Source organism: Saccharopolyspora thermophila (assembly GCF_014646075.1).
In the GTDB taxonomy this organism is placed as follows: domain Bacteria; phylum Actinomycetota; class Actinomycetes; order Mycobacteriales; family Pseudonocardiaceae; genus Saccharopolyspora; species Saccharopolyspora thermophila.
The window spans coordinates 1-20833 of sequence record NZ_BMMT01000018.1 but is presented as its reverse complement, the minus strand read 5'-3'; the positions used below and the strand labels follow the sequence as shown (position 1 = coordinate 20833).

The following is a 20833-nucleotide window of genomic DNA, read 5'->3' as shown; positions in this document are numbered from 1 at the left end:
TCAGCGCCGGACCTCGAACAGGAAGCAGCCGTACTCGACGGCCCGCACGTGGACCAGCGCGACCGCCGGGTCGAGCAGCAGATCACCAGCGGTGCGTTCGGACAGCCCGGTTTTCCGGCCGAGCAGGCAGCCGCCGAGGATGCGGCCGTCGTGGCCGTAGGCCCGCAGCACGCGGCGGGTGCAGCGGATCTCCTCCGGCCACCGGCCGCCGTCCGGCCCGGCGCAGGGCTCGGCGTGGATGAACACCGGCCCGACCTCGTCGTATGGGCCGGGGTCAACGTCGTGCTCGCGCGCCCAGCGCCGCAGCGGCGCGTAGCTGACCAGCGCGATCCGGTCGCCGGGGCGGCTGCGCCGCAGGCAGCAGCGCAGCGGGGCACCGTCCGGGTCGGTCTCGATGCTCAGGACTGGTTCTCGCCCGGCGTCGTCCCGCTTGCGGAGTTCGTCGAGAACCTCGGGTTGAATGGGCAGGACCTGTGGAAATCCATGGCCTGATCGTCGCCGCCGGACCCCGCCCGACGCTGGCGGAAAACGGCCGTCTCGTCGGCTGATGACTGATTGCTGACTCGGCCTGGTCCGGAGCGTGAAGAAAGGGCCTGGTCGGAACTCCTTGCGGAGTCCTGACCAGGCCCTTTCGCCTGTCGGGGTGGCGGGATTTGAACCCACGACCTCTTCGACCCGAACGAAGCGCGCTCCCAAGCTGCGCCACACCCCGATCTTTTCGGCGGTGAACACCTCGGGTTCTCGTCCAACCGCCGGATCACAGTCTAGCGGACGCCCGGACCGGCTCCGAAGGGGGTCCCGCTCAACTCGTTCTCGCTGGTGGGAGCCGTCTTCTCGGAGCGGGGCAGCAGAGTCAGCAAGGTCGCCTCCGGCGGGCACGCGAAGCGCACCGGCGCGTACGGCGAGGTGCCCAGCCCGGCGGAGACGTGCAGGTGCATGTGCTCACCCCAGGTCGAGGCACCGCGGGCCCGCGACCGGTCCAGCTCGCAGTTGGTCACCAGCGCGCCGTACCCGGGCAGCCGCAGCTGGCCGCCGTGGGTGTGCCCGGCCAGCACCAGGTCGTAGCCCTCCTCGGCGAAGGAATCCAGCACCCGCGGCTCCGGTGAGTGCGTAACGCCCAGGCGCAGCTGCACGTCCGCCGGTGGCGGCCCGGCGATCAGGTCGTAGCGGTCCAGGTGCAGGTGCGGGTCATCCAGCCCGGCGACGTGGATGCGCACCCCGGCCACCTCGAGGACGTGCCGCCGGTGCGTCGCGTCCACCCAGCCGCGCTCGGTCATCGCCGCGCGCAGGTCCCGCCACGGCAGCGGCTCCCCGTGAATGCGCTTGGCCTGCGACGACGGCAGCAGGTAGCGGGCCGGGTTCTTCGGCCGCGGGCCGTAGTAGTCGTTGCTGCCGAAGACGAACACGCCCGGGCGGTCCAGCAGCGGACCCATCGCGCGCAGCGCCGCCGGAACCGCCTGCGGGTGCGCGAGGTTGTCACCGGTGTTGACCACCAGGTCCGGGTCCAGCTCGGCCAGCTCGGCCACCCACCGCTGCTTGGACCGCTGGTTCGGGGTCATGTGCAGGTCGGAGATGTGCAGCACACGCAGCGGGGCCGCGCCGTCCGCGAGCACCGGCAGGGTCGCCCGCCGCAGCGTCCAGCGGCGCAGCTCGATCGCGGCCGAGTAGGTGATCGTCGCGGCACCGAGCGCGCCCACGCCGACCAGGATCCGCCCAAACTTGTTCACCCCACCAACCCTACGACGACACCGCGCCCGCCGACGCCCGGCCCGCGCGGCGGCAGCGGGATAATCGCGGCATGGCCGAGCTCAAGGAGAAGCTGCGCGCGGACCTGTCCGCCGCGATGAAGGAACGCGACACCGTCGTCACCGCCGTGCTGCGGATGGCGCTGGCCGCCATCAGCAAGGAGGAGGTCGCCGGCAAGCAGGCGCGCGAACTCACCGACGAAGAGGTCCTGCGGGTGCTGAGCAAGGAGGCCAAGAAGCGAGACGAGGCGGCGGAGGCGTTCCACGGCGCCGGGCGCGCGGACCAGGCCGAGGCCGAGCGGGGCGAGGCCGAGATCCTGCGGCGTTACCTGCCCAAGCCGCTCGGCGAGGACGAGCTCGCGCAGCTGGTTCGGGAGGCTGTCAGTGAGGTCGAGGCCCAGCTCGGCGAGCGCCCGGGCATGAAGCAGATGGGCCAGGTGATGAAGGCGGCGAACGCCAAGGTGGCGGGCCGCGCCGAGGGCGGCAGGGTGGCGGCCCTGGTCAAGGCGGAACTCGCCGGCTGACCACCCGGTGACGAGTGACGGGCAGTTCCGGCTGCTCGGTCGACGATGCTCCGCGTTCGCCGTGCGAGCGGGGGCAGCGAGCAACCGGGTGGCCGGCTGCCCCCACCTCGGAGTCAGTCGCCGGCGGCGTTGCGGCGCCAGTAGGCCAGGGCGTACAGGCGGCGGCGGTCCAGGCCCAGGGTGCGCTGGCAGTGCTCGCGCAGCTGGTGCACCACGTCGGCCTCGGCGCCGATCCACACGTGCGGGTTCGTGCCCAGGTCCGCTTCGCGCACGGCGTCGAGCAGCAGCGTGCTCTCGCCGGCCGGAACCCCGTCGCGGTGCAGCCAGTGCCACCGCACGTCCGCGGCCGAGGTGATCGACTGCTCCTCCGCGGCATCCGCGACCTCGGCGAACACCACGACCGGCGCACCGGCGGGCAGCTCCTCCAGGATCGCGCCGATGGCGGGCAGCGCCGTCTCGTCCCCCACCAGCACCAGCGGGTCGGCGTCCGGTTGTGGCTGGTAGGCGGGGCTGGGGCCGACCGTGACGATCTGGTCGCCGGGCTTGGCCGCGGCCGCCCACGAGCTGCCCGGCCCGTGGTGGTCGTGCACCACGAAGTCGATCGCCAGCTCCTGGCGCTCCGCGTCGAACCAGCGGACCGTGTAGGTGCGCTGGCGCGGCTGCTGCTCGCGGGGCAGCGCGAACACCTCCGCCCGGGTGCGGCCCAGCGGCATCGGCTGTCCGGGCTGCGGCAGGCACAGCTTGATCCGCTGGTCGCTGCCGTTGCTGACGAAGTCCGCAAGCTCGCTGCCGCCGAGCGTCACGCGCACCATCCGCGGCGTGATGCGCTCCGTCGCGCGCACGTCCAGCAACCGGTACCGGGACCGGGCGCGCCTGGTGCTCGTGTACATGCTCGTCACGCATCCGAGTCTAGGAAGGGCGCCACCAGCCGGTTCGCGCAGCCGTCGCGGAAGACAGTGCGGGCGCCTCCGGCTTCAGAAAGGCGCCCGCACTCGTCGATCACGGCGGGAACAGGCCGGGTGGCAGGCCCGGTGGTCGCGGCTGCTCCGGCGGCCGACCCGGGGGCGGCTGCTGCGGGGGCTTCGGCCCGGGCGGTGGCCGCTCCGGTGACGGCGGCGGCACGTACCCGGTGCTCACCGAGATCGTCACGAGTTCGCCGGGCAGCGCGAACCCACGCGGCGTCTGGCTGACCACACTGCCCTGCCGGCGCTGGCTGTTCACCGAGCGTTCCTGGACCTTGTACCCGGCCTTCTCCAGCACCTCGGTGGCCCGCTTGGCCTCCAGGCCGACCACGTTGGGCACGTGGTGCTCGTTGCCGCCGGTCTCGTAGCGCTTGGTGGTCGGCGGCAGCGGCGCGACCGGGAGGCCCTCGTGGATGACGTTCATCGCGTCGAACCAGGTCCGCGCGGGCACCTTGCCGCCGTAGATGTTGCCGCCGTTGACGCCGCACAGCCGTGGCGGATCGCTGTCGCAGATGCCCTGGGGCGAGGAGCCGTCGCTGAACGTCAGCACGGCCCCGGCGAACTGCGGGGTGGCGCCGATGAACCCGGCCGACTGGTGCACCTCGGTGGTCCCCGTCTTGGCAGCGATCGGACGGGTCCAGTTCGCCGCCCGGGCGGCCGCGTACGCGGTGCCACCCGGCTGGTCGTCGCGGCTCATGCCGACCGCCAGCGCGTTGGCCAGGCCCTCGTCCACGGCCTGCTCGCACGGGTCCTCGGTGATCGAGACCGGGTTGCCGTTGCGGTCCAGGATCTGCTCGATCGGCGTCGGCGGGCACCACACGCCGCCGCTCATGATCGTGGCGGCGACGTTGCTGAGCTCCAGCGGGCTGGTCGGGGCGTAGCCGAGGGTGAACGCGCCGATGTTGCGCTGCTTGACGAAATCGCCCTGGGACGGCCCGTTCGAGCCGTTCGGGGACAGCGGGTCGCCGCTGGCGTTGTGGTACAGCAGGGTCTGGCGCATGCCGAGCCGCGCGGCCATGTCCACCGTCTGCGCCAGCCCCACCCGCTCCTGCAGCGCGACGAACGCGGTGTTCGGCGAGGTCGCGAGGGCCATCTGCAGGGTGCGCGGACCGGGCCGCACGCCTTCGGCGTTGCCGACCGTGTAGGGCGCCGCGCCGTTGCGGTAGACCGACGAGGTGTACGAGGCGGGCGCCTGGATGGTGTTGTAAATCCCCATCCCCTTCTCCAGCGCCGCGGCCGAGGTGAACACCTTGTAGACCGACCCGGCACCGAACTTCACGATGCCGCTGGGCAGCGCATACGCCGTCTGGCCCTTCGACGCGTCGTTGCCGAAGTCGCGGTTGGCGACCAGGGCGCGGACCCGGTGCTTCTCCCTGCCGGGTTCGACGATGCTCATCACGTTGGCGATGCCCTTGGTCATCTTGGGCACGCCGCGTTCGACGGCGGCCTTGGCGGCGTCGGTGGCGCGCTTGTCCAGCGTGGTGCGGATGGTGTAGCCGCCCCGCCTGAGCTGCTCCTCGGTGAACCCGGCGCGTTCCAGGTAGTCGACGACGTACTTGCAGAAGAACCCGTCCGACGGCCCGGCGCCCACGCACCCGTTGGGGATGCGGGCCAGCGGCTGGGCCAGGCCGAGCGGCTCGTTGCGGGCCTCCTCGGCGGCCTGCGGGGTGATCCGGCGCTGGTTCTCCATCGCGTTGATCACCAGGTTGCGTCGGTTGAGCGCCTCGGCCGGGTTGCTCTCCGGGTTCAGCGCGCTGGGGCTGTTGACCATCCCCGCCAGCAGCGCGGCCTGCGCGATGGTCAGCTGGTCGGGTGTGGTGTTGAAGTAGGTGCGGGAGGCCGCCGCGATGCCGTAGGTCTGGTTGCCGAACGGCACCACGTTGAGGTAGCGGGCGAGGATCTCCTCCTTGCTGAGCTGCTTCTCCAGCTGCAGCGCGATGCGGATCTCGCGCAGCTTGCGGGCCGGGGTCTGCTCGATGGCCTTGGCCTGCTTGACCGGGTCGTTCCCGGCGACCACGTGCACCAGGTAGTTCTTGACGTACTGCTGGGTGAGCGTGGAGCCGCCCTGGGCGATCTCGCCGGACATCTGGTTGGTGACGGCGGCGCGGATGGTGCCCGCCCAGTCGACGCCGTGGTGGTCGAAGAAGCGCCGGTCCTCGATGGCCACGATCGCGGCCTTCATGGTGTCCGCGATCTGGTCCGGCGCGGCGGGTGTGCGGTTCTGCTCGAAGAGGTAGGCGATCGGCCGGTCGTCCCTGTCTGTGACCGTCGTCACAAGGGGCGGTTCCTTGGTCATGAGGTCGGTGGAAATGCTGTTCACCGCGTCGCTGGCGCGGTTGGAGACCACTCCCAGTGATCCCGCCAGCGGGAACAGCAGTCCGGCGACCAGGACGCCAGCCAGCACACACAGGCCGAATAGCTTCAGCACGCCGTCTCGGACACGCACTTCGCCAGGGTAAGTCCGAAGGCGTTCGTGACAGAGTGTCACGGGTGAGATCCGCCCGATGTGATGAGGATAAAAGATAACGGAGCGACAACCGTTGTTTGGTTGTGGAACCGCTGGGCTCTACAGTCCGTCTACGTCCAGCGACAGCACGGTCGTGGTCGTCGGCAGGCGACCACGACATCCGGTGCCGGGGGGCTCCGGACGAAAACACAGTCGCCGACGATACCAGTGAGGAGCTGGGGGAACTCTATGTTCGAGCAGGGGGACTGGCGGGTCCAGGCCGCGTGCCGTGATCAGAATCCGGACCAGTTGTTCGTTCGCGGCGCCGAGCAGCGCAAGGCGCGAATGGTGTGCTTCGGCTGCCCAGTGCGAACCGAGTGCCTGAGCGAGGCGCTCGACAACAAGATCGAATTCGGGGTGTGGGGCGGAATGACGGAGCGCGAGCGGCGCGCTTTGTTGCGTCGTCGTCCCGACGTCCGCAGCTGGCGCGAATTGCTGGAAGCTGCCCGGCAGGATTACGCCGAAATCGCCGAGTGTCCGGCGAGCTAGTCCGAACGAGCACCCAAACTCGTCCAAAGGTGTCGGGTCGGACGCGGAATTGTCCGGCCCGACATCTGCTATTCACCCGCGAGACGGCGGCCGATTTCCCGCAGGCCCGCCAGGTCGTGAACGTCCGTCGGCAGGGCGGGCACACCCACCATCGACACTTCCGGGTGGGCCCGGGTGAAGCGGGCGAGCAACCGCTTCTCACGTTCGGCCACCGCGACCCGGTCGGCGTGCACCCGCAGTACCGCCGCGGCCAGCGGCGCCGAGCCGGACGCCTCGATCTCCTCGGCCACCGCCGTCGCGCGCGCCCCGGCCAGCCCGGCGAACACCGGGTGGGTCCGGTTGGCCACCAGCCCCACCAGCGGCATGCCCTCCCCGGCCAGCCGCTCCACGAAGTAGGACGCCTCGCGCAGCGCGTCCGGTTCGGGCGCGGCCACCACCAGGAACGCCGTGCCGGGGGAGCGCAGCAGCCGGTAGGTCTGTTCGGCGCGTTCCCGGAACCCGCCGAACGTCGAGTCGAATGCCTGCACGAAGGCCGCCGCGTCGGCCAGCAGCTGGCCGCCGATGATCGTCGACACCGCCTTGGCGAACATCCCGAACCCGGCGCCCACCAGCTTGCGCAGGCCCTTGCCGCCGACCCGCGCCGGGCTGGACAGCATCCTGATCAGCCGCCCGTCCAGCACCGTGGACAGCCGCTGCGGGGCGTCCAGGAAGTCCAGCGCCGACCGGCTCGGCGGGGTGTCCACCACGATCAGGTCCCAGGTGCCGGAGGCAGACAGCTGCCCCAGCTTCTCCATCGCCATGTACTCCTGTGTGCCGGAGAACGACGTGGAGATCGTCTGGTAGAACTGGTTGTTCAGGATCTGCTCGGCGCGTTCCCGCCCGGCGTGCGCCAGCACCATGTCGTCGAACGTGCGGCGCATGTCCAGCATCATCGCGTTGAGGTCGCCGGCCGGTTCGAAGCCGTCCAGCACCACCTGCTTCGGCTGGTTGCCGAGCTCCCGCAGGCCCAGCGCCTGGGCGAGGCGCCGGGCCGGGTCGATGGTCAGCACCACCGTCTTGCGGCCGCGTTCGGCGGCCCGCACCGCCAGCGCCGCGGCCGTGGTCGTCTTGCCCACCCCGCCGGAGCCGCAGCAGACCAGGATGCGCGTGCCGGGATCGTCCAGTAGCCCGTCGATGTCGATCTGCGCGGGTCGTAACGGCTGGCTCATCGGGCGCTCCGGATGCCGTGTTCGGTGAGGATTTCGGCCAGTTCGTACAGCTCGGCCACGTCGATCCCGGCGGTGAGGTCGGGCAGCGAGACGGTCGGCAGGTCGGTCTCGGCGAGCTGCCGCCGCGCCTCCTCCTCGGTGCGGGCCCGGAGGGCGTGCTCGATCGTCTGGTGCACCAGTCCGTCGAGCGTCTCCTCGTCGACGGCCAGCCCGGCGGCGGCCAGCCCGGAGCGCACCCGCTCGATGTCGACCCGGCCGCGTGCAGCGGCCTCCACCGACCGCGCCGGCAACCGGGTGGGCCGGACCCGGTTGAGCACCACCGCGCCGGGCCGCAGGTCGGCCGCGTCGAGGTCGGCGACCGCCTCCAGCGTCTCCCGAACCGGCAGCTCCTCCAGCAGCGTCACGAGGTGCACGACGGTGTCGCTGGAGTGCAGCAGGCGTACCACGCCCTCGCTGTGGTCGCGGATCGGGCCGACCTTGGCCAGGTCGGCCATCGCCCGGGTGACGTCGAGGAACTTGACCACGCGCCCGGTCGGCGGCGCGTCCACCACCACCGCGTCGTAGACGTGGCGCCCGCGCTCGTCGGTCCGCCCGACGCACTCCTTGATCTTGCCGGTGAACAGCACGTCCCGCAGGCCCGGTGCGAGGGTGGTGGCGAACTCGATGGCGCCCATCTTGCGCAGCGTGCGGCCGGCGAAGCCGAGGTTGTAGAACATCGACAGGTACTCCAGCAGCGCCGCCTCGGCGTCGATGGCCAGCGCCCGCACCTCGCCGCCGCCGGGCGCGGCCGCGATCCACTCCTCGGCGTAGGGCAGCGGGGCGGTGTCGAAGAGCTGGGCGATGCCCTGTCGGCCCTCCACCTCGATCAGCAGCACCTTGTGACCACCGGTGGCCAGGGCGAGGGCGAGCGCGGCGGCGACGGTGGTCTTGCCGGTGCCGCCTTTGCCGCTGACCACGTGCAGTCGGGCATGGTTCAGTTCCCCGTCCCAGTCGGTCACACGATCAGCGTAAGTGGCGCGGTGGGGAAATGTGCGCCGGTCGCAACTCCCCGCCGGTGGCCGGGTGATCGGTCTCCTAAGCTGCCCTCATGCAGAAGTGGGAGTACGCAACGGTTCCGCTGTTGATCCACGCGACCAAGCAGATCCTCGACCAGTGGGGTGAGGACGGTTGGGAGCTGGTCACCGTCCTGCCCGGCCCCACCGGCGAGCAGCTGGTGGCCTACCTGAAGCGCCCGAAGGAGAGCTGACATGGGCCGGTGGACCGATCGCCTCGCCGAACTCGGCATCGACCTGCCCGGTGTGGTCGCGCCGGTGGCGGCGTACGTGCCCGCGGTGCGCACAGGTGCGCACGTCTACACCTCCGGCCAGGTGCCGATCGTCGACGGCAAGGTCGCGGCGACCGGGAAGGTCGGGGCACAGATCAGTCTGGAGGAGGCCCAGCAGCACGCCCGCACCTGCGCCCTCAACGCGCTCGCCGCGGTGGACGGGCTGGTCGGGCTGGATTCCATCGTCCGGATCGTGAAGGTCGTCGGTTTCGTCGCCTCGGCGGAGGGCTTCACCGGCCAGCCCGCCGTGGTCAACGGGGCCTCCGAACTGCTCGGGGAGATCTTCGGGGAGGCCGGTCAGCACGCCCGTTCCGCGGTCGGCGTCGCGGAACTGCCGCTGGGCGTTCCGGTGGAGATCGAAATGATCGTCGAGGTCGAATGACCGGTCGCGCCGAGCGGCTCGCGTCCGCTCGGCGCAGTCCGCCTGGCGTGTGACCCTCCTGGCGGGGGCGACAGCCTGGCGCCCGAGAGCGACGCGGTCTGACATCGCGTCCTCGTCCCGTCACCCGCGGTCTCCGAGCGGTGATTTCGACGGCTGACCCGCGAAGCGGCTACCGCGACCAGTACGCTGCGATCACCTCGTGTTTGAGTTCACCGATGTCGGTGTAGCCCAAACGGAGGTGATCGATTCCAGTGTGTCGTGAGAAGACCGGTCAAGGGGTTGCTTGATGCGGTCGTCGCGACCAAGGTTCACCTGGACGGGTGCAGCTGGAAGCCGGGGGGCTGCGGGGTACACCCCGCATCGACGGAGTACGAGGCTGGGAGGGGCCGACGTGGCAGTGCGCGAGACCGAACTGCTGTGCCACGAACTACTGCTTCGACTCGCCGGTCGGCTGCCGGACCGCCACCTGTGGCGCTACCGGGACTGGCTGGCCGGCGGTGCCGCCGACGTGATCGCCCGGATGCTCCCGGGCACCCTGGTGCGGGAACGTATCGGGCTGGACGACGGCGAGCACCGGCTGCTCTCCCAGGCCCTGCTGCCGCTGGGCGCCGACCCGGCCATGGTCAACGCCATCCTCCCCGCCGACGCCGCGGAGACACCGGAGCACGGCTTCGACGCCGACGCCCCCACCGACAGCCGCGGGGACTCCGAAGTCCTCGTCCTCGGTGCCACGCTGCGCGGCCGGTCGGGCGTCCGCGAGGTGCGCACCACCTGGCGGCGCAGCAGCGACGGCACCACCAAGCGCGTCGTGCTCGTGACCGCCACGGCCGACCACGTCGGACTGACCGGGGAGATCCAGCGCGTGCTACGCGCCCTCGGCGAGCCCGAACCCTGCGTCGAGGTGCTGCCAGCGGACCTCAAACCCACTCCGTACCACCGCGCCGCCCTCACCGAGTCGGTGCTGGTGTGCGCGGGAGCCGAAGAACTTGCCGGCCGCCGCGGCTGAAGCGGCAAACATCCCTGAAGGAGGCGTGCGTGGTGGACGTGGCTGAGGGGGCCGGACCGGTGGACCGGCTGCAGAACCTCCTACTGGCCATGACCGGTCGGGTCGACGACGACGGGATCAACTCGGCCCGCGAACTGCTCGGTGCCGGCCAGCCGGACGCCGCTGCCGAATTCCTCACCGGCTGCCTGGTCGCCGGGCGTATCCCGGTGACCTCGACCGAGCAGTACCACCTGCGCCGGGTGCTGGACGAGACCCGCTCCACCCACACCCTCGCCGACCGGCTGTACGTGGTGGAGGAGGTGCCCGCCGAGGAGCACCGCTTCGGCGAATCCGAGGTGAGCGACGACGACCTGGTCGCAGCACTCGGGCCGATCACCGGACGCCTTCCGGGCGTGCGCGGCATCTGGTGCGCCTGGCGCACCACCCCGGCCGGCGCCAGCTACGGCGCGGTGCCCCGGCGCGTCCTGCTCGCCGAGGTCGGCTCCGAAGGCTCGGCCGCCGCGGTCGGCTACCAGCTGATCGAGGCCCTGCGCCGGGCCGGCATCAGCTGCTCGGTCGACGTCTTCGAAAGCGGTGCCGAACTACCCGAATACCACCGCGAGGCGCTCGCCGCCGCCCACCGCGTCCGGCTGGAACTCGCCGAGACCACCGAACACCCGCGAACCGAGCAGCGGCGCGCCGCAGCCGAGCCGCGCCCGGCCGAGCGGCGCGCGCCGGAACCGCCGCGCGAGGAAGCGCGGCCGGCGGTCCGCGCAGACGAGCCGACGCGACGCGTCGAGCAGCCGGAGCCCCCGGCGGAGCCGGCGCAGGAGCCCGCGGCGCCGCAGGCCGCGCAGGCAGGCAACGCCATGCGGGTGCCGCCGGCGGTGGACGCGAAGCTCACCGACCGCGAGCGGAACCTGCTGCGCAAGCTGCACGAGGAACTCGCCCAGCGCGAGCAGGACCGCTCCGTGCCGCCGCGCCGGCAGAACGGCGCGAACAACGAGGAGGGCTGGGCCTCGACGATGCCGGGCGGCACGGGCGGTTTCCCGCCCATCGGCGCCGCCTCGGCGAACAACCAGGCGTACGCCCCCCAACAGCAGCGCTCCTGACCGATCGCGGGGAGCCATCGGCGCTCCGCCCCGCCTGCATCTGGCGATCTGACGGCGCCGAGCCGGTGCAGCCCCCTCAGGGCTGCGCGCGAGCCGCGTTGCGGACCTGAACCAGCACCTGCTGCAGGTGCAGGCCCCGGCGCACGCCGCACGGGTGGTCCGAACGCCCCTCGCGGATCATCGCCAGCAGGTCGTCGAGCATGTGGGCGTAGCACTCCCGGGCGGCCGTGCGGCGCCCGACCAGCGGCGCGAGACCGTGCTCGCCGTACACCGCGAACTCCACCACCGCCGGTTGCACCGGCACGCGCAGCGAGAGCGACAGCGTGCTCGTCGCGCCCGTCGCATGCCCGAACACCACCTGCCACAGGTCGTCGTCGCTGCGGTGCGCGTAGCGCACCTGCTCGATGTCGCCGAGGGCCGCGTCGAGCAGATCGATCGCGTGCGGGCCCGCGTCGATGAGCGCGCCGTCGCGCTCCTGCCGCCACTGCGACGCCGCGTAGTCCCCGGCGAGCAGCCCGCCCGCCAGCCAGCGACCGGTCCCGCCCTGCCAGCCGCCGAGCTCCCGCACCCCGGCCAGCCAGTCCTGCACCTCCGGCGAGAACCGGCGGGTGAGCATCAGCAGCGCCGCCACCCCGGACTCCTCGACCGCGTCGACCACCGCCCGGGCCCCGTCCGGATCGGCGGCCAACGGCTTCTCCAGCACCAGGTGCCGCCCGGTACGCGCCGCCACCGGGGCGAGCTCGGCCTGCACCGCGGGCGGAACCGCGAACGCCACCGCGTCCACCGAGTCCAGAAGCTCGTCGAAGCTGTCGACGACCGCGGCGTCGTGCGGTTCGGCGAGCGCCTTGGCCGCGTCCGGCCGCCGCGCCCACACCGCCGCCAACCGCGTTGCTGGATGCGCGTACAACCCCGGGGCGTGCACCCGGTGCGCCCAGGGACCTGCTCCGACCACGCCGACCCGCAGTGCTTCGTCCATGCCAGCCATGGTGCCGGTGCCGTACCGCGGCTACGGCAATCGGGGCCGGGTTACCCACGACCGGGTGTTGCGCCCTCCGCGGGATCGTGTTTCCGGGCGTACTGTCCCGCCGGTTTCCGGCATAGGGTGACCCGCATGGTGTTCCAGCCCGAAGATCGGCCGCTGCCCACCGGGCTCGTGCCCGAGACGCCGCCCGCGGAACCGGCTCCGCTCAGGGACGCGGCCACCGTGGTGCTGCTGCGCGACAGCGCGGCCGGCCTGGAGGTGTTCCTGCAGCGGAGGGCGCAGGGCATGCCGTTCGCGGGCGGCATGACGGCGTTCCCCGGCGGTGGCATCGACCAGCGCGACGCGGACGTCTCGGTCGCCTGGACCGGCCCGGACGCGGCCTGGTGGGCGGAGCGCTTCGGTTGCGCACCCGAACTGGCCCGCGCCCTGGTGTGCGCGGCCGTGCGCGAAACCTTCGAGGAGTCCGGGGTGCTGCTCGCCGGACCGGACCCCACGACGGTGGTGGGTGACACCGGCCGTTACCGCGACGCCCGCGCGGCGCTGGTCGCCCGAGACCTCTCGCTGGCGGAGTTCCTGGCCGACGAGGGGCTGGTGCTGCGCGCCGACCTGCTTCGCCCGTGGTCGAACTGGGTCACCCCGGAACGCGAACCGCGCCGCTACGACACCCGCTTCTTCCTCGCCGCGATGCCCGACGGGCAGCGCGCGGACGCGGTCACCACCGAGGCCGCCGACGCGTACTGGGCGACCCCGCGGCGCGCGTTGGCGGACTTCCGCCTTGGCCGCTGCCACCTGCTGCCGCCGACCCGCGTCACCCTGGCCGAGATCGCCGAGTGCGGCGGGCTGGCGGCGGCGTTGTCCGCCGAGCGCACCCTCGACAAGGTCACCCCGAAGCTGATCAAGCGCGCGGGCAGGTGGCACGCGGTGCTGCCCGGTGAACCCGGCTACGAGGAGGCGACGTGATGGAGCACCCCGCCTACGGCGAGCTTCGCCCGGTGACCCCGTACGCGTCGGTGCTGCTGGCCCGCAACCCGTCGCCGATGACGTTGGAGGGCACCAACACGTGGGTGGTGCGCGACCCGGACGCGAGCGCGTGCGCGGTGATCGACCCGGGCCCGGCCGACACCGACCACCTCGGCCGCGTCGCCCAGCACGGACCGGTGTCGCTGGTGCTGCTCACCCACCACCACAGCGACCACACCGGGGGAGTGTCCCGGTTCGCCGAGCTCACCGGGGCACCGGTGCGGGCCCTGGACCCGGCGCTGTGCCGGGGCGCGGACCCGCTGCGCGAGGGCGAGGTGATCGACGCGGGTGGTGTGGAACTGCGCGTGCTGGTGACCGCGGGCCACACCGCCGACTCGGTGTGCTTCGTCGCGGACCACGCCGAACCGGCGGTGTTCACTGGCGACAGCATCCTCGGCCGGGGCACCACGGTCGTCGCCCACCCGGACGGCCACCTGGGCTCCTACCTGGAGTCGCTGCGGCTGCTCGCCGACCTCCCGGCCGGCCTGCGGGTGCTGCCGGGTCACGGCCCGGAACTGCCGGACGTCCGCGAGATCGCGAACGCCTACCTGAGCCACCGCGAACAGCGCCTCGCGCAGGTCCGCGAAGCCCTCGCGAGCCTGGGGCCGGACGCCACCCCGCGCCAGGTCGTGGAACTGGTCTACGCGGACGTGGACCGCTCGGTCTGGCCGGCGGCGGAGCTCACCGTCCAGGCCCAGCTCACCTACCTGCGTGAACTCGCCGCGCGCTGACCACACCCACTGGCCGACACACCACCATCTGGCACGTACCCTTGCGGCCCTGACAAGATCGTCTCGTGGATCGCGACACGAACGAGGTGCTCGACGCGGTCGGGCCCCGACTTCGCGCGCTGCGTCGTCACCGCGGCATCACCCTCGCCGACCTCGCGACGGCAACCGGCGTGTCGGAGAGCACCCTGTCCCGGCTGGAGACCGGGCAGCGCCGGGCCACCCTGGAGTTGTTGCTGCCGCTGGCCCGCACGTACAACCTTCCGCTGGACGACCTCGTCGGCGCCCCGCGCACCGGCGACCCCCGCATCCACCTCACGCCGATCCACCGGTTCGGGATGACCTTCGTGCCGCTGTCCCGGCGGCCCGGCGAGGTCCACGCGTTCAAGATGATCATCCCCGCTCAGCCCGAACCACCCGAACCAGCCCCGCAGGCCCACGACGGCTTCGAATGGCTGTACGTGCTCAACGGACACCTGCGGCTGGTCCTTGGCGAGCGCGACCTGACATTGCCACCCGGTGAGGCGGCCGAGTTCGACACGTCCTCGCCGCACTGGCTGGGCAGCGCCGACGGCGGCGCGGTCGAGCTACTCGTCCTGCTCGATCCGCAAGGGATGTGGGCACACCTGCACGCCGACCCGTATCGGCCGTCGCACCCCGGTCACACACCGGCCAGGTGAACGTCGGAGCGGGACGACGCGGGGATGAGCGTCCGGCGGCGCAGCCACAGCACCAGCGCGAGCAGCACGCCCAGCCCACTGGCGACCAGGAACGCCACCGGCGGGCCACTGAGCTCCACCAGCTGGCCGCTGACCGACTGACCGACCGCGGAACCCAGCGTCACCGACGTGACGACCCAGCCGAACGCCTCGGTGGCGGTGCCCCTGGGCGCGGCGATCTCGATCGCAACCGAGTGCGCCGTGGACTGCGGCGTGATCAGGCTGCCCACGACCAGCAGCGCCAGGCACAGTCCCCACAGGTCGCTCGGCACCGCCAGCAGCGTGATCAGCAGGGCGAACCCGAACAGCAGCGCGGGCAGCCGCAGGTGCATCGGGCGCGGCCAGGGGCGCACGCCGTACAGGAGGCCGACGGCCACCGAGCTCACCGACAGCAGGCTCAGCAGCAACCCGCCCGCGGCGGGCTGCCCGGCCGCCACGGCGGCTGCGGGCACGCCGACCTCGATGAACCCGATCAGCACGCCGAAGCCCAGCGCGGCGACCGCCACGGTGCGCATCCCCGGGCTCGCGATCGCCCCGAGCAGGCTGCCGCCCGCCGCGGCGGTGGGCCGTTGCCGACGCGCCGCGCGGGTCGAGGCGAAGCCGACGCTGCCGGCGACCAGGCACGCGGCCCCGGCCACCAGCCCGGTCCCGGCCCACGGCATCGCGACCAGCAGCCCGGCCAGGCCGGGGCCGAGGATGAAGAAGACCTCCAGACTGATCGCCTCGTACGAGTAGGCGGCATCCCGCACCGGCCCCGGCGGCAGCAGCCCGTTCCACAGCGCCCGGGAGGCGGGGCCGACCATCGGCTCGCTGATCCCCACGCCGAACGCCAGCGCGGTCATCAGCGCCACCGGCGCGTGCATCTCGATGACCGCGACCGCGGCCGTCACGAACACCGCGAACACCGCGGACATGACGTACAGCGGCACGGTGGGGCCCACCCGGTCCATCACGCGCCCCTGGGCGACCGAGCCGCAGGCGACGCCGATCAGCTCGCCCGCCGACACCAACCCGGCAGCCGCGAAGGACCCCGTCTCGCGTTGCACGTAGAGCATCAGCGCGAGGCCGACCATGGCGATCGGGAGCCGGCCGAACAGCGAGGCGATGACCGGGCCTCGGGCGCCGGGTGCGGTCAGGGCGGTGCGGTAGTCGATCAGCGAGGGGGAAGTGGACACGCGTACCAGTATCCAGATTTTGGTACGACGGTACTAACTTTTTTCGGGGACAACGGTCACCGGGGCGAAAACGGGACCTTTTACCCGGTTTGCTCGTGCCTGTTCAGGGCACACTGGGAGCAGACGGGTACGCAATACGGGTGAAGTCTGCAACCGTGCTGTGGGTAGCCACGTCCAGGAAGGTGAGAGGGGCTTGAAGGCGAGACCGCCGGTCAAGCATCGTCGAAGCTGAGACCTTCCTCCGGTGTCAAGGATTCGGGGCCGACGCATCGGAGGATCGGGGGAGCGTGGTTGGTCGTCGGGGGACGAACCACGCACACAGCGAAGGGGCTGGAGCGCCGCGTCGGGGGTGGCGCCCAGCCCCTTCGCACGTCTCGGTGTCAGCAGGAGCCGCCGCCACCGCCGTCCCCGCCGCTGAAACCGCCACCGCAGTCACCGCCGCCGAAGGAGCCCCCGCCCGAGTCGGAACCGGAGCCGCCGTCCCACGAGCTGCTGCCCGAGTCGCCGGTGGACCCGACGTACGACGAGGAGTGATAACCGCGCGAACGGCGCCGCGGGGAGCCCGCTCCGCGCACGGTGACGATCACGGCCAGCACCACGAGTAGGAGGCACGCGAGAGGTAGCACGGCGTCCACGGTCATCGACCCCTTTCGGTCGTCGGGATGCGATCAACCGTGGGACGCCCCGCGGACACGCCCGGTTCCCGGGCCACCACGAAACGTGGAGGGACGCTCACCCGAGCCGCAAGCGGGCAGCACGAAACGCACGTCGACGCCAGGAGTCCGGGAAGCGTCCCGAACCCGTCGGCCGACGCGCGTCGAAACGGCGTCGCTGGGTCAGCGAGCGCGGCGGGCCAGCCGCTCCGGGTCGAGAATGAGCACGCTCTTGCCCTCAAGCCGCAGCCAGCCGCGGTGCGCGAAGTCAGCCAGCGCCTTGTTCACGGTCTCCCGCGAGGCGCCGACGTACTGCGCGATCTCCTCCTGGGTCAGGTCGTGGGTGACCCGCAGCAGCCCGGCCTCCTGGCTGCCGAACCGCTGCGCGAGCTGCAGCAGCGCCTTGGCGACGCGGCCCGGCACGTCGGTGAAGATCAGGTCGGCCAGCATGCCGTTGGTGCGGCGCAGCCTCCGGGCAACCACCCGCAGCAGCTGCTCGGCGATCTCCGGGCGCGTGGCGATCCACTGCCGCAGCGCCGCGCGGTCCATGCTCAGCGCCCGCACCTCGGTGACCGTGGTGGCCGTCGACGTCCGCGGGCCCGGGTCGAAGATGGACAGCTCGCCGAACATGTCCGACGGCCCCATGATCGCCAGCAGGTTCTCCCTGCCGTCCGGGGACTTGCGCCCGAGCTTCACCTTGCCGGACTGGATGATGTAGAGCCGGTCACCCGGCTCGCCCTCGGCGAAGATCACGTGCCCACGCGGGAACTCCACGGGCTCCAGCGACTGTGCCAGTGCCTCCGCCGCAGCCGGCTCCACGCCTTGGAAGATGCCGGCCCGGGCCAGGGTCTCGTCCACCTCGTCCCTCCATGTTGAGACGCGGCGGCTGTCTGTGGTGCCGGACCCGCGAGTGCAAGTCTGGCGGAGTGCCGCCGATCACTACCAGTAAATTCTAAGACTGGTCGCGGGAGCGGCGAGTACGCAGCCTACCGGCGCGCCCCACCCTGCGAAGCTGGAACAACTCCAGCGCGCGTCCAATGCCTTGCCGGAACAGCGCCCGCACCTCGTCGGGACGAGCGTTCTCCAGCAGTTCCTCCACCTCGTTCTCCTGCACCGCCACGTGTCGCAGGCGGGCCTCCACGCGCTCCATGAAGAGCGTGAAGAACATGATCACCAGCGGCACGACGATGACGAACCAGGCAGCCATCATGGTGCAAATCCTCGCTCATGCCTTCGAGGCAGGTGCAACCGGGGGTGGCTTGGGACGCAGCGCGTCGATGCGGTCACCTTCCGGGACGGCGAGATCCGTAGTCTGGTGGGGTGGTGGAGTCGGCTCGAAACACCAAGTCCAGGACCCGCGCCGGGGGTGAGTCCCGGCTGGGTCTGGTCCGGCGGGCTCGCCGGATGCTCCGAGCGCTGGCCGAAGCGTATCCGGACGCGCACTGTGAGTTGAACTTCGACACGCCGCTGGAACTCGCGGTCGCCACGATCCTGTCCGCGCAGTGCACCGACAAGCGCGTGAACGAGGTCACCCCGGCGCTGTTCGCCAAGTACCCGACCGCGGCCGACTACGCCGCCGCCGACCGCGCCGAGCTGGAGGAGATGATCCGCCCCACCGGCTTCTACCGGAACAAGGCGGCCTCGCTGATGGGCCTGGGCGCGGCGCTGGTTGACAAGCACGGCGGCGAGGTGCCCCGCCGGCTGGCGGACCTGGTCAAGCTGCCCGGGATCGGCCGCAAGACGGCCAACGTGATCCTCGGCAACGCCTTCGGCGTGCCCGGCATCACCGTGGACACCCACTTCGGCCGCCTGGTCCGGCGCTGGGGCTGGACCACCGAGGAGGACCCGGTCAAGGTCGAGCACGCCATCGGGGAGCTCATCCCGCGCAAGGAGTGGACGATGCTCTCGCATCGGGTGATCTTCCACGGCCGCCGCGTCTGCCACTCCCGCAAGCCCGCCTGCGGCGCCTGCCTGCTGGCCCGCGACTGCCCGTCGTACGGGACCGGCCCGACCGAACCCGCGCAGGCCGCGAAGCTGGTCCGCGGCCCGGAGACGCCGCGGCTGCTGGCGCTGGCCGGTGTGGTCGACGAGATCCCGGAGCGGACCATCGAGGAGGCCGCGGCCAAGGAGCCGCTGGCGTGAGCGGCCTGCGTGCCTACCGTAGCGAGATCCGCTGGACCATTGTCGTGGTGGTGCTCGCGGTGGTGGGCGTGGTGGCGCTGTGGCCGCGCGACGCCGAGCAACCGCCCGGCTCGGTCGCGGCGCACCCACCCGCGGCCAGCACCGTCGACCCGGCGCAGCGCGCCGCGGCCGCCCTCCAGCCGTGCCCGGCGGGCTCCGACGGCCCGGCGCAGCTGTCCGGGGTGACCGCGCAGTGCCTCGCCGATGGTCGGCCCGCCGACCTCGCCGCGACGGTGGCCGGGGCGCCGACGCTGGTCAACATCTGGGCCACCTGGTGCGGGCCGTGCCGCACCGAGCTTCCCGCCCTGCAGTCCTACGCCGCGCGACCAGGCGCGATCCGGGTGCTCGGGGTGCAGGTCGACAGCGATCCGGCGGACGGTCTTGACCTACTGACTGAGCTCGGCGTTCACTTCCCCAACATGCATGACGGGGATAACCGCGTCCGAGCCGCGCTGAAGGCTCCCGGCGTGCTGCCGGTCAGCTACGTCGTCACCGCCGCCGGCGAGGTGCGGCGGATCGACCCGCCGGTCGCCTTCGAGTCGCCGGACGAGGTGCAGGCCGCCGTCGACCGCACGTTGGGGGGTGCCCGGTGAACCACCAGCGCCCCGGGCCACTGGTCGACCCGGCGGACCTGCCGGACTGGCTGCAACCCCTGGTCAAGCGCACCGCCGACCTCGACCCCGGGCACCTGGGCTGGCCGCGCACCCGGCCGCCCGCCGACGCGCGCCCGGCCGCGGTCCTGGTGCTGTTCGGCGAGGGCTCGGATGGGCCGGACGTGCTGCTGCTGCGCCGCGCCGACGGCCTGAACTCGCACCCCGGCCAGGTTGCCTTCCCCGGCGGCTCGCTCGACGATGCTGATCGCGGGCCGGTCGACGCGGCGCTGCGGGAAGCCGTCGAGGAGGTGGGGTTGCGCTCGGAGGGCGTTCGTCCGGTGGCCACCCTGCCGGAGCTGCACGTCGCGCACAGCGGTTTCCGGGTGACGCCGGTGCTCGCGCACTGGGTCGAGCCCTCTCCGGTCTCCCCGGTGGACCCCGGCGAGACGGCGGCGGTGGCCCGGGTGCCGATCTCCTGGCTGACCGATCCGGCGAACCGGCTGCGGGTGGGGCTGTCCGGGCGGCATCCCAGCCCGGCGTTTCTGGTGCCGGGCATGCTGGTGTGGGGTTTCACCGGCGGCCTGCTGTCGGGGCTGCTGGATCTGGCCGGGTGGTCGCGCTCCTGGAACCGCGCGGACGTGCGGGAACTCGACGAGGCGTGGCGGGCCGCGGAGGAGGCGGAGGACGTCGGCTTCGGGCGGAGTTGATCCGTCTGGCACCGTGGGGCCGGTCCGGTCGTCGAGGGATTGAGGTGAGCGGTGAACTGGGTCGACCTGCTGGTGGTGCTGCTGGCACTGCTCGCCGCGGTCTCGGGAGCACGCAGCGGTCTGGTCACGGCGCTGTTTTCGTTCCTCGGCGTGTTCGTCGGCGCGGTCGTCGGCCTCAAGGTGGCCCCGCTGGTGCTGGACCGGCTGGACAGCCCGGTGGCCAGGTTGGCGTTCGGCGTGGGCATCGTGGTGCTGCTGGTCGCCTTCGGCGAGACCTTCGGCATGTGGGCCGGCCGGGAATTGCGGGAGCGGATCACCTCCCAGCGGCTGGCCGGGGTGGACAACGCGTTGGGCGCGGTCCTGCAGTTCGTCGCGGTGCTGGTGGTGGCCTGGCTGGTGGCGCTGCCGTTCACCTCGGCGTCCGCGCTGCCCGGGCTGGCGGCCGCGATCAGCAGGTCACAGGTGCTCAGCGCGGTGAACTCGGTGATGCCGGACTCGGCCCGGGCGTTGCCGAACGACCTGCGCGAGATGCTCGGCGTGCAGGGTTTCCCGGAGGCGTTGGAGCCGTTCTCGGAGACCCCGGTGCGCCAGATCGAGCCGCCCGACCCGGCGCTGGCCTCCAGCGAGGTGGTGCGCAAGGCGCGGACCAGCGTGGTCAAGGTCCGCGGGCGTGCGGCGTCGTGCGCGCGGGCGTTGGAGGGCACCGGGTTCGTGAACTGGTCCCCCGTGGTTGGACTCGTTAATTAAGAGTCTAGGCGGCGAGGGTCTGGGCCCGGTATTGGACCGGGCTCAGACCCTGGCAGTGTGTGTGGCCTCGTGTGGTGTTGAACCAGGTGAT

General features: G+C 72.1%; 25 protein-coding genes, 1 tRNA gene and 1 pseudogene. 14 read left to right on the top strand and 13 right to left on the bottom strand.

Annotated features, from left to right (window positions below):
- Positions 1-324, bottom strand: a complete 324-nt coding sequence (locus IEY17_RS21090; RefSeq protein WP_229680399.1) for a DUF1203 domain-containing protein — start codon at positions 322-324, stop codon at positions 1-3.
- On the opposite strand from IEY17_RS21090, the gene IEY17_RS25590 reads away from it, so the two are divergent.
- On the top strand, positions 235-492 hold the full coding sequence (locus IEY17_RS25590; protein WP_229680401.1) for a hypothetical protein: 258 nt from the start codon (positions 235-237) through the stop codon (positions 490-492). The two genes, IEY17_RS21090 and IEY17_RS25590, sit on opposite strands and share 90 nt — an antisense overlap.
- Positions 493-638: 146 nt before the next feature.
- Here the strand turns inward: IEY17_RS25590 and IEY17_RS21085 are convergent.
- Positions 639-712, bottom strand: a tRNA-Pro gene (locus IEY17_RS21085).
- Between the two features lie 52 nt (positions 713-764).
- Positions 765-1727: a metallophosphoesterase gene (locus tag IEY17_RS21080; RefSeq protein WP_188990430.1), complete on the bottom strand. Its 963-nt coding sequence runs from the start codon at positions 1725-1727 to the stop codon at positions 765-767.
- Between the two features lie 71 nt (positions 1728-1798).
- Here IEY17_RS21080 and IEY17_RS21075 point away from each other — a divergent pair, with 71 nt between their 5' ends.
- Positions 1799-2269: a GatB/YqeY domain-containing protein gene (locus IEY17_RS21075; protein WP_188990428.1), complete on the top strand. Its 471-nt coding sequence runs from the start codon at positions 1799-1801 to the stop codon at positions 2267-2269.
- Positions 2270-2382: 113 nt separating this feature from the next.
- Here IEY17_RS21075 and IEY17_RS21070 read toward each other — a convergent pair whose 3' ends face one another.
- The gene (locus tag IEY17_RS21070; RefSeq protein ID WP_188990635.1) at positions 2383-3159 is read right to left on the bottom strand and encodes a siderophore-interacting protein; all 777 of its coding nucleotides are present in this window, start codon (positions 3157-3159) and stop codon (positions 2383-2385) included.
- A gap of 109 nt (positions 3160-3268) precedes the next feature.
- On the bottom strand, positions 3269-5677 hold the full coding sequence (locus IEY17_RS21065; RefSeq protein WP_188990426.1) for a penicillin-binding protein: 2409 nt from the start codon (positions 5675-5677) through the stop codon (positions 3269-3271).
- A gap of 249 nt (positions 5678-5926) precedes the next feature.
- Here IEY17_RS21065 and IEY17_RS21060 point away from each other — a divergent pair, with 249 nt between their 5' ends.
- Positions 5927-6226: a WhiB family transcriptional regulator gene (locus IEY17_RS21060; RefSeq protein WP_188990424.1), complete on the top strand. Its 300-nt coding sequence runs from the start codon at positions 5927-5929 to the stop codon at positions 6224-6226.
- Between the two features lie 68 nt (positions 6227-6294).
- Here the strand turns inward: IEY17_RS21060 and bagB are convergent, their stop codons facing one another.
- Positions 6295-7434, bottom strand: a complete 1140-nt coding sequence (gene bagB, locus IEY17_RS21055) for an ATPase BagB (protein ID WP_188990422.1) — start codon at positions 7432-7434, stop codon at positions 6295-6297.
- Positions 7431-8432 (bottom strand): ATPase BagA, encoded by a 1002-nt coding sequence (gene bagA, locus IEY17_RS21050; RefSeq protein WP_188990420.1) that lies wholly within the window; start codon positions 8430-8432, stop codon positions 7431-7433. Before bagA ends, bagB begins: the two co-directional genes overlap by 4 nt.
- A gap of 89 nt (positions 8433-8521) precedes the next feature.
- Between bagA and sp36 the strand changes: the two genes are divergently transcribed.
- The 4 genes from sp36 (at position 8522) to IEY17_RS21030 (ending at position 11237) form a co-directional block, all read left to right on the top strand.
- The gene (sp36, locus tag IEY17_RS21045) at positions 8522-8680 is read left to right on the top strand and encodes a Sp36 family protein (protein WP_188990418.1); all 159 of its coding nucleotides are present in this window, start codon (positions 8522-8524) and stop codon (positions 8678-8680) included.
- Position 8681: 1 nt separating this feature from the next.
- A complete protein-coding gene (locus IEY17_RS21040; RefSeq protein WP_188990415.1) occupies positions 8682-9140 on the top strand; it encodes a RidA family protein in 459 nt (152 codons plus the stop codon).
- Between the two features lie 391 nt (positions 9141-9531).
- Positions 9532-10146 carry a hypothetical protein gene (locus tag IEY17_RS21035; protein WP_188990414.1) on the top strand — a complete coding sequence of 205 codons (615 nt, stop codon included), beginning with the start codon at positions 9532-9534 and terminating at the stop codon, positions 10144-10146.
- A 29-nt stretch (positions 10147-10175) separates the two neighbouring features.
- Entirely contained in the window at positions 10176-11237 is a 1062-nt protein-coding gene (locus IEY17_RS21030) for a hypothetical protein (RefSeq protein WP_229680379.1), read from the top strand.
- A 76-nt stretch (positions 11238-11313) separates the two neighbouring features.
- Here the strand turns inward: IEY17_RS21030 and IEY17_RS21025 are convergent, their stop codons facing one another.
- Positions 11314-12213 (bottom strand): Gfo/Idh/MocA family protein, encoded by a 900-nt coding sequence (locus IEY17_RS21025; RefSeq protein WP_188990412.1) that lies wholly within the window; start codon positions 12211-12213, stop codon positions 11314-11316.
- 135 nt (positions 12214-12348) lie between these two features.
- Between IEY17_RS21025 and IEY17_RS21020 the strand changes: the two genes are divergently transcribed.
- From IEY17_RS21020 to IEY17_RS21010, 3 genes are all read left to right on the top strand, one after another.
- The gene (locus tag IEY17_RS21020; protein WP_188990410.1) at positions 12349-13179 is read left to right on the top strand and encodes an NUDIX hydrolase; all 831 of its coding nucleotides are present in this window, start codon (positions 12349-12351) and stop codon (positions 13177-13179) included.
- A complete protein-coding gene (locus IEY17_RS21015; RefSeq protein ID WP_188990631.1) occupies positions 13179-13970 on the top strand; it encodes an MBL fold metallo-hydrolase in 792 nt (263 codons plus the stop codon). Before IEY17_RS21020 ends, IEY17_RS21015 begins: the two co-directional genes overlap by 1 nt.
- A gap of 65 nt (positions 13971-14035) precedes the next feature.
- Positions 14036-14647, top strand: coding sequence for a helix-turn-helix domain-containing protein (locus tag IEY17_RS21010; RefSeq protein WP_188990408.1), 612 nt, complete (start codon positions 14036-14038; stop codon positions 14645-14647).
- Here the strand turns inward: IEY17_RS21010 and IEY17_RS21005 are convergent.
- The 4 genes from IEY17_RS21005 to IEY17_RS20990 form a co-directional block, all read right to left on the bottom strand.
- Entirely contained in the window at positions 14629-15861 is a 1233-nt protein-coding gene (locus tag IEY17_RS21005; RefSeq protein WP_188990406.1) for an MFS transporter, read from the bottom strand. The genes IEY17_RS21010 and IEY17_RS21005 overlap by 19 nt on opposite strands.
- A 380-nt stretch (positions 15862-16241) precedes the next feature.
- Positions 16242-16502 carry a hypothetical protein gene (locus IEY17_RS21000; protein ID WP_188990404.1) on the bottom strand — a complete coding sequence of 87 codons (261 nt, stop codon included), beginning with the start codon at positions 16500-16502 and terminating at the stop codon, positions 16242-16244.
- Positions 16503-16697: 195 nt separating this feature from the next.
- The gene (locus IEY17_RS20995; RefSeq protein ID WP_184725400.1) at positions 16698-17372 is read right to left on the bottom strand and encodes a Crp/Fnr family transcriptional regulator; all 675 of its coding nucleotides are present in this window, start codon (positions 17370-17372) and stop codon (positions 16698-16700) included.
- 94 nt (positions 17373-17466) lie between these two features.
- Positions 17467-17721, bottom strand: coding sequence for a hypothetical protein (locus IEY17_RS20990; protein WP_029535541.1), 255 nt, complete (start codon positions 17719-17721; stop codon positions 17467-17469).
- Positions 17722-17918: 197 nt separating this feature from the next.
- Between IEY17_RS20990 and nth the strand changes: the two genes are divergently transcribed.
- The 4 genes and pseudogenes from nth to IEY17_RS20970 form a co-directional block, all read left to right on the top strand.
- Positions 17919-18656 (top strand): endonuclease III, encoded by a 738-nt coding sequence (gene nth, locus IEY17_RS20985; protein ID WP_188990629.1) that lies wholly within the window; start codon positions 17919-17921, stop codon positions 18654-18656.
- Complete coding sequence (locus IEY17_RS20980; protein ID WP_188990402.1) at positions 18653-19288, top strand: TlpA family protein disulfide reductase; 636 nt, start codon at positions 18653-18655, stop codon at positions 19286-19288. The genes nth and IEY17_RS20980 overlap by 4 nt, the downstream gene beginning before the upstream one ends.
- Positions 19285-19995, top strand: a complete 711-nt coding sequence (locus tag IEY17_RS20975; protein ID WP_188990400.1) for an NUDIX hydrolase — start codon at positions 19285-19287, stop codon at positions 19993-19995. The genes IEY17_RS20980 and IEY17_RS20975 overlap by 4 nt, the downstream gene beginning before the upstream one ends.
- Positions 19996-20046: 51 nt before the next feature.
- Positions 20047-20709 (top strand): annotated as a pseudogene (locus IEY17_RS20970) (CvpA family protein); the annotation flags it as partial.
- Positions 20710-20746: 37 nt separating this feature from the next.
- Here the strand turns inward: IEY17_RS20970 and IEY17_RS20965 are convergent.
- The gene (locus IEY17_RS20965; RefSeq protein WP_229680312.1) at positions 20747-20833 is read right to left on the bottom strand and encodes an IS3 family transposase; all 87 of its coding nucleotides are present in this window, start codon (positions 20831-20833) and stop codon (positions 20747-20749) included.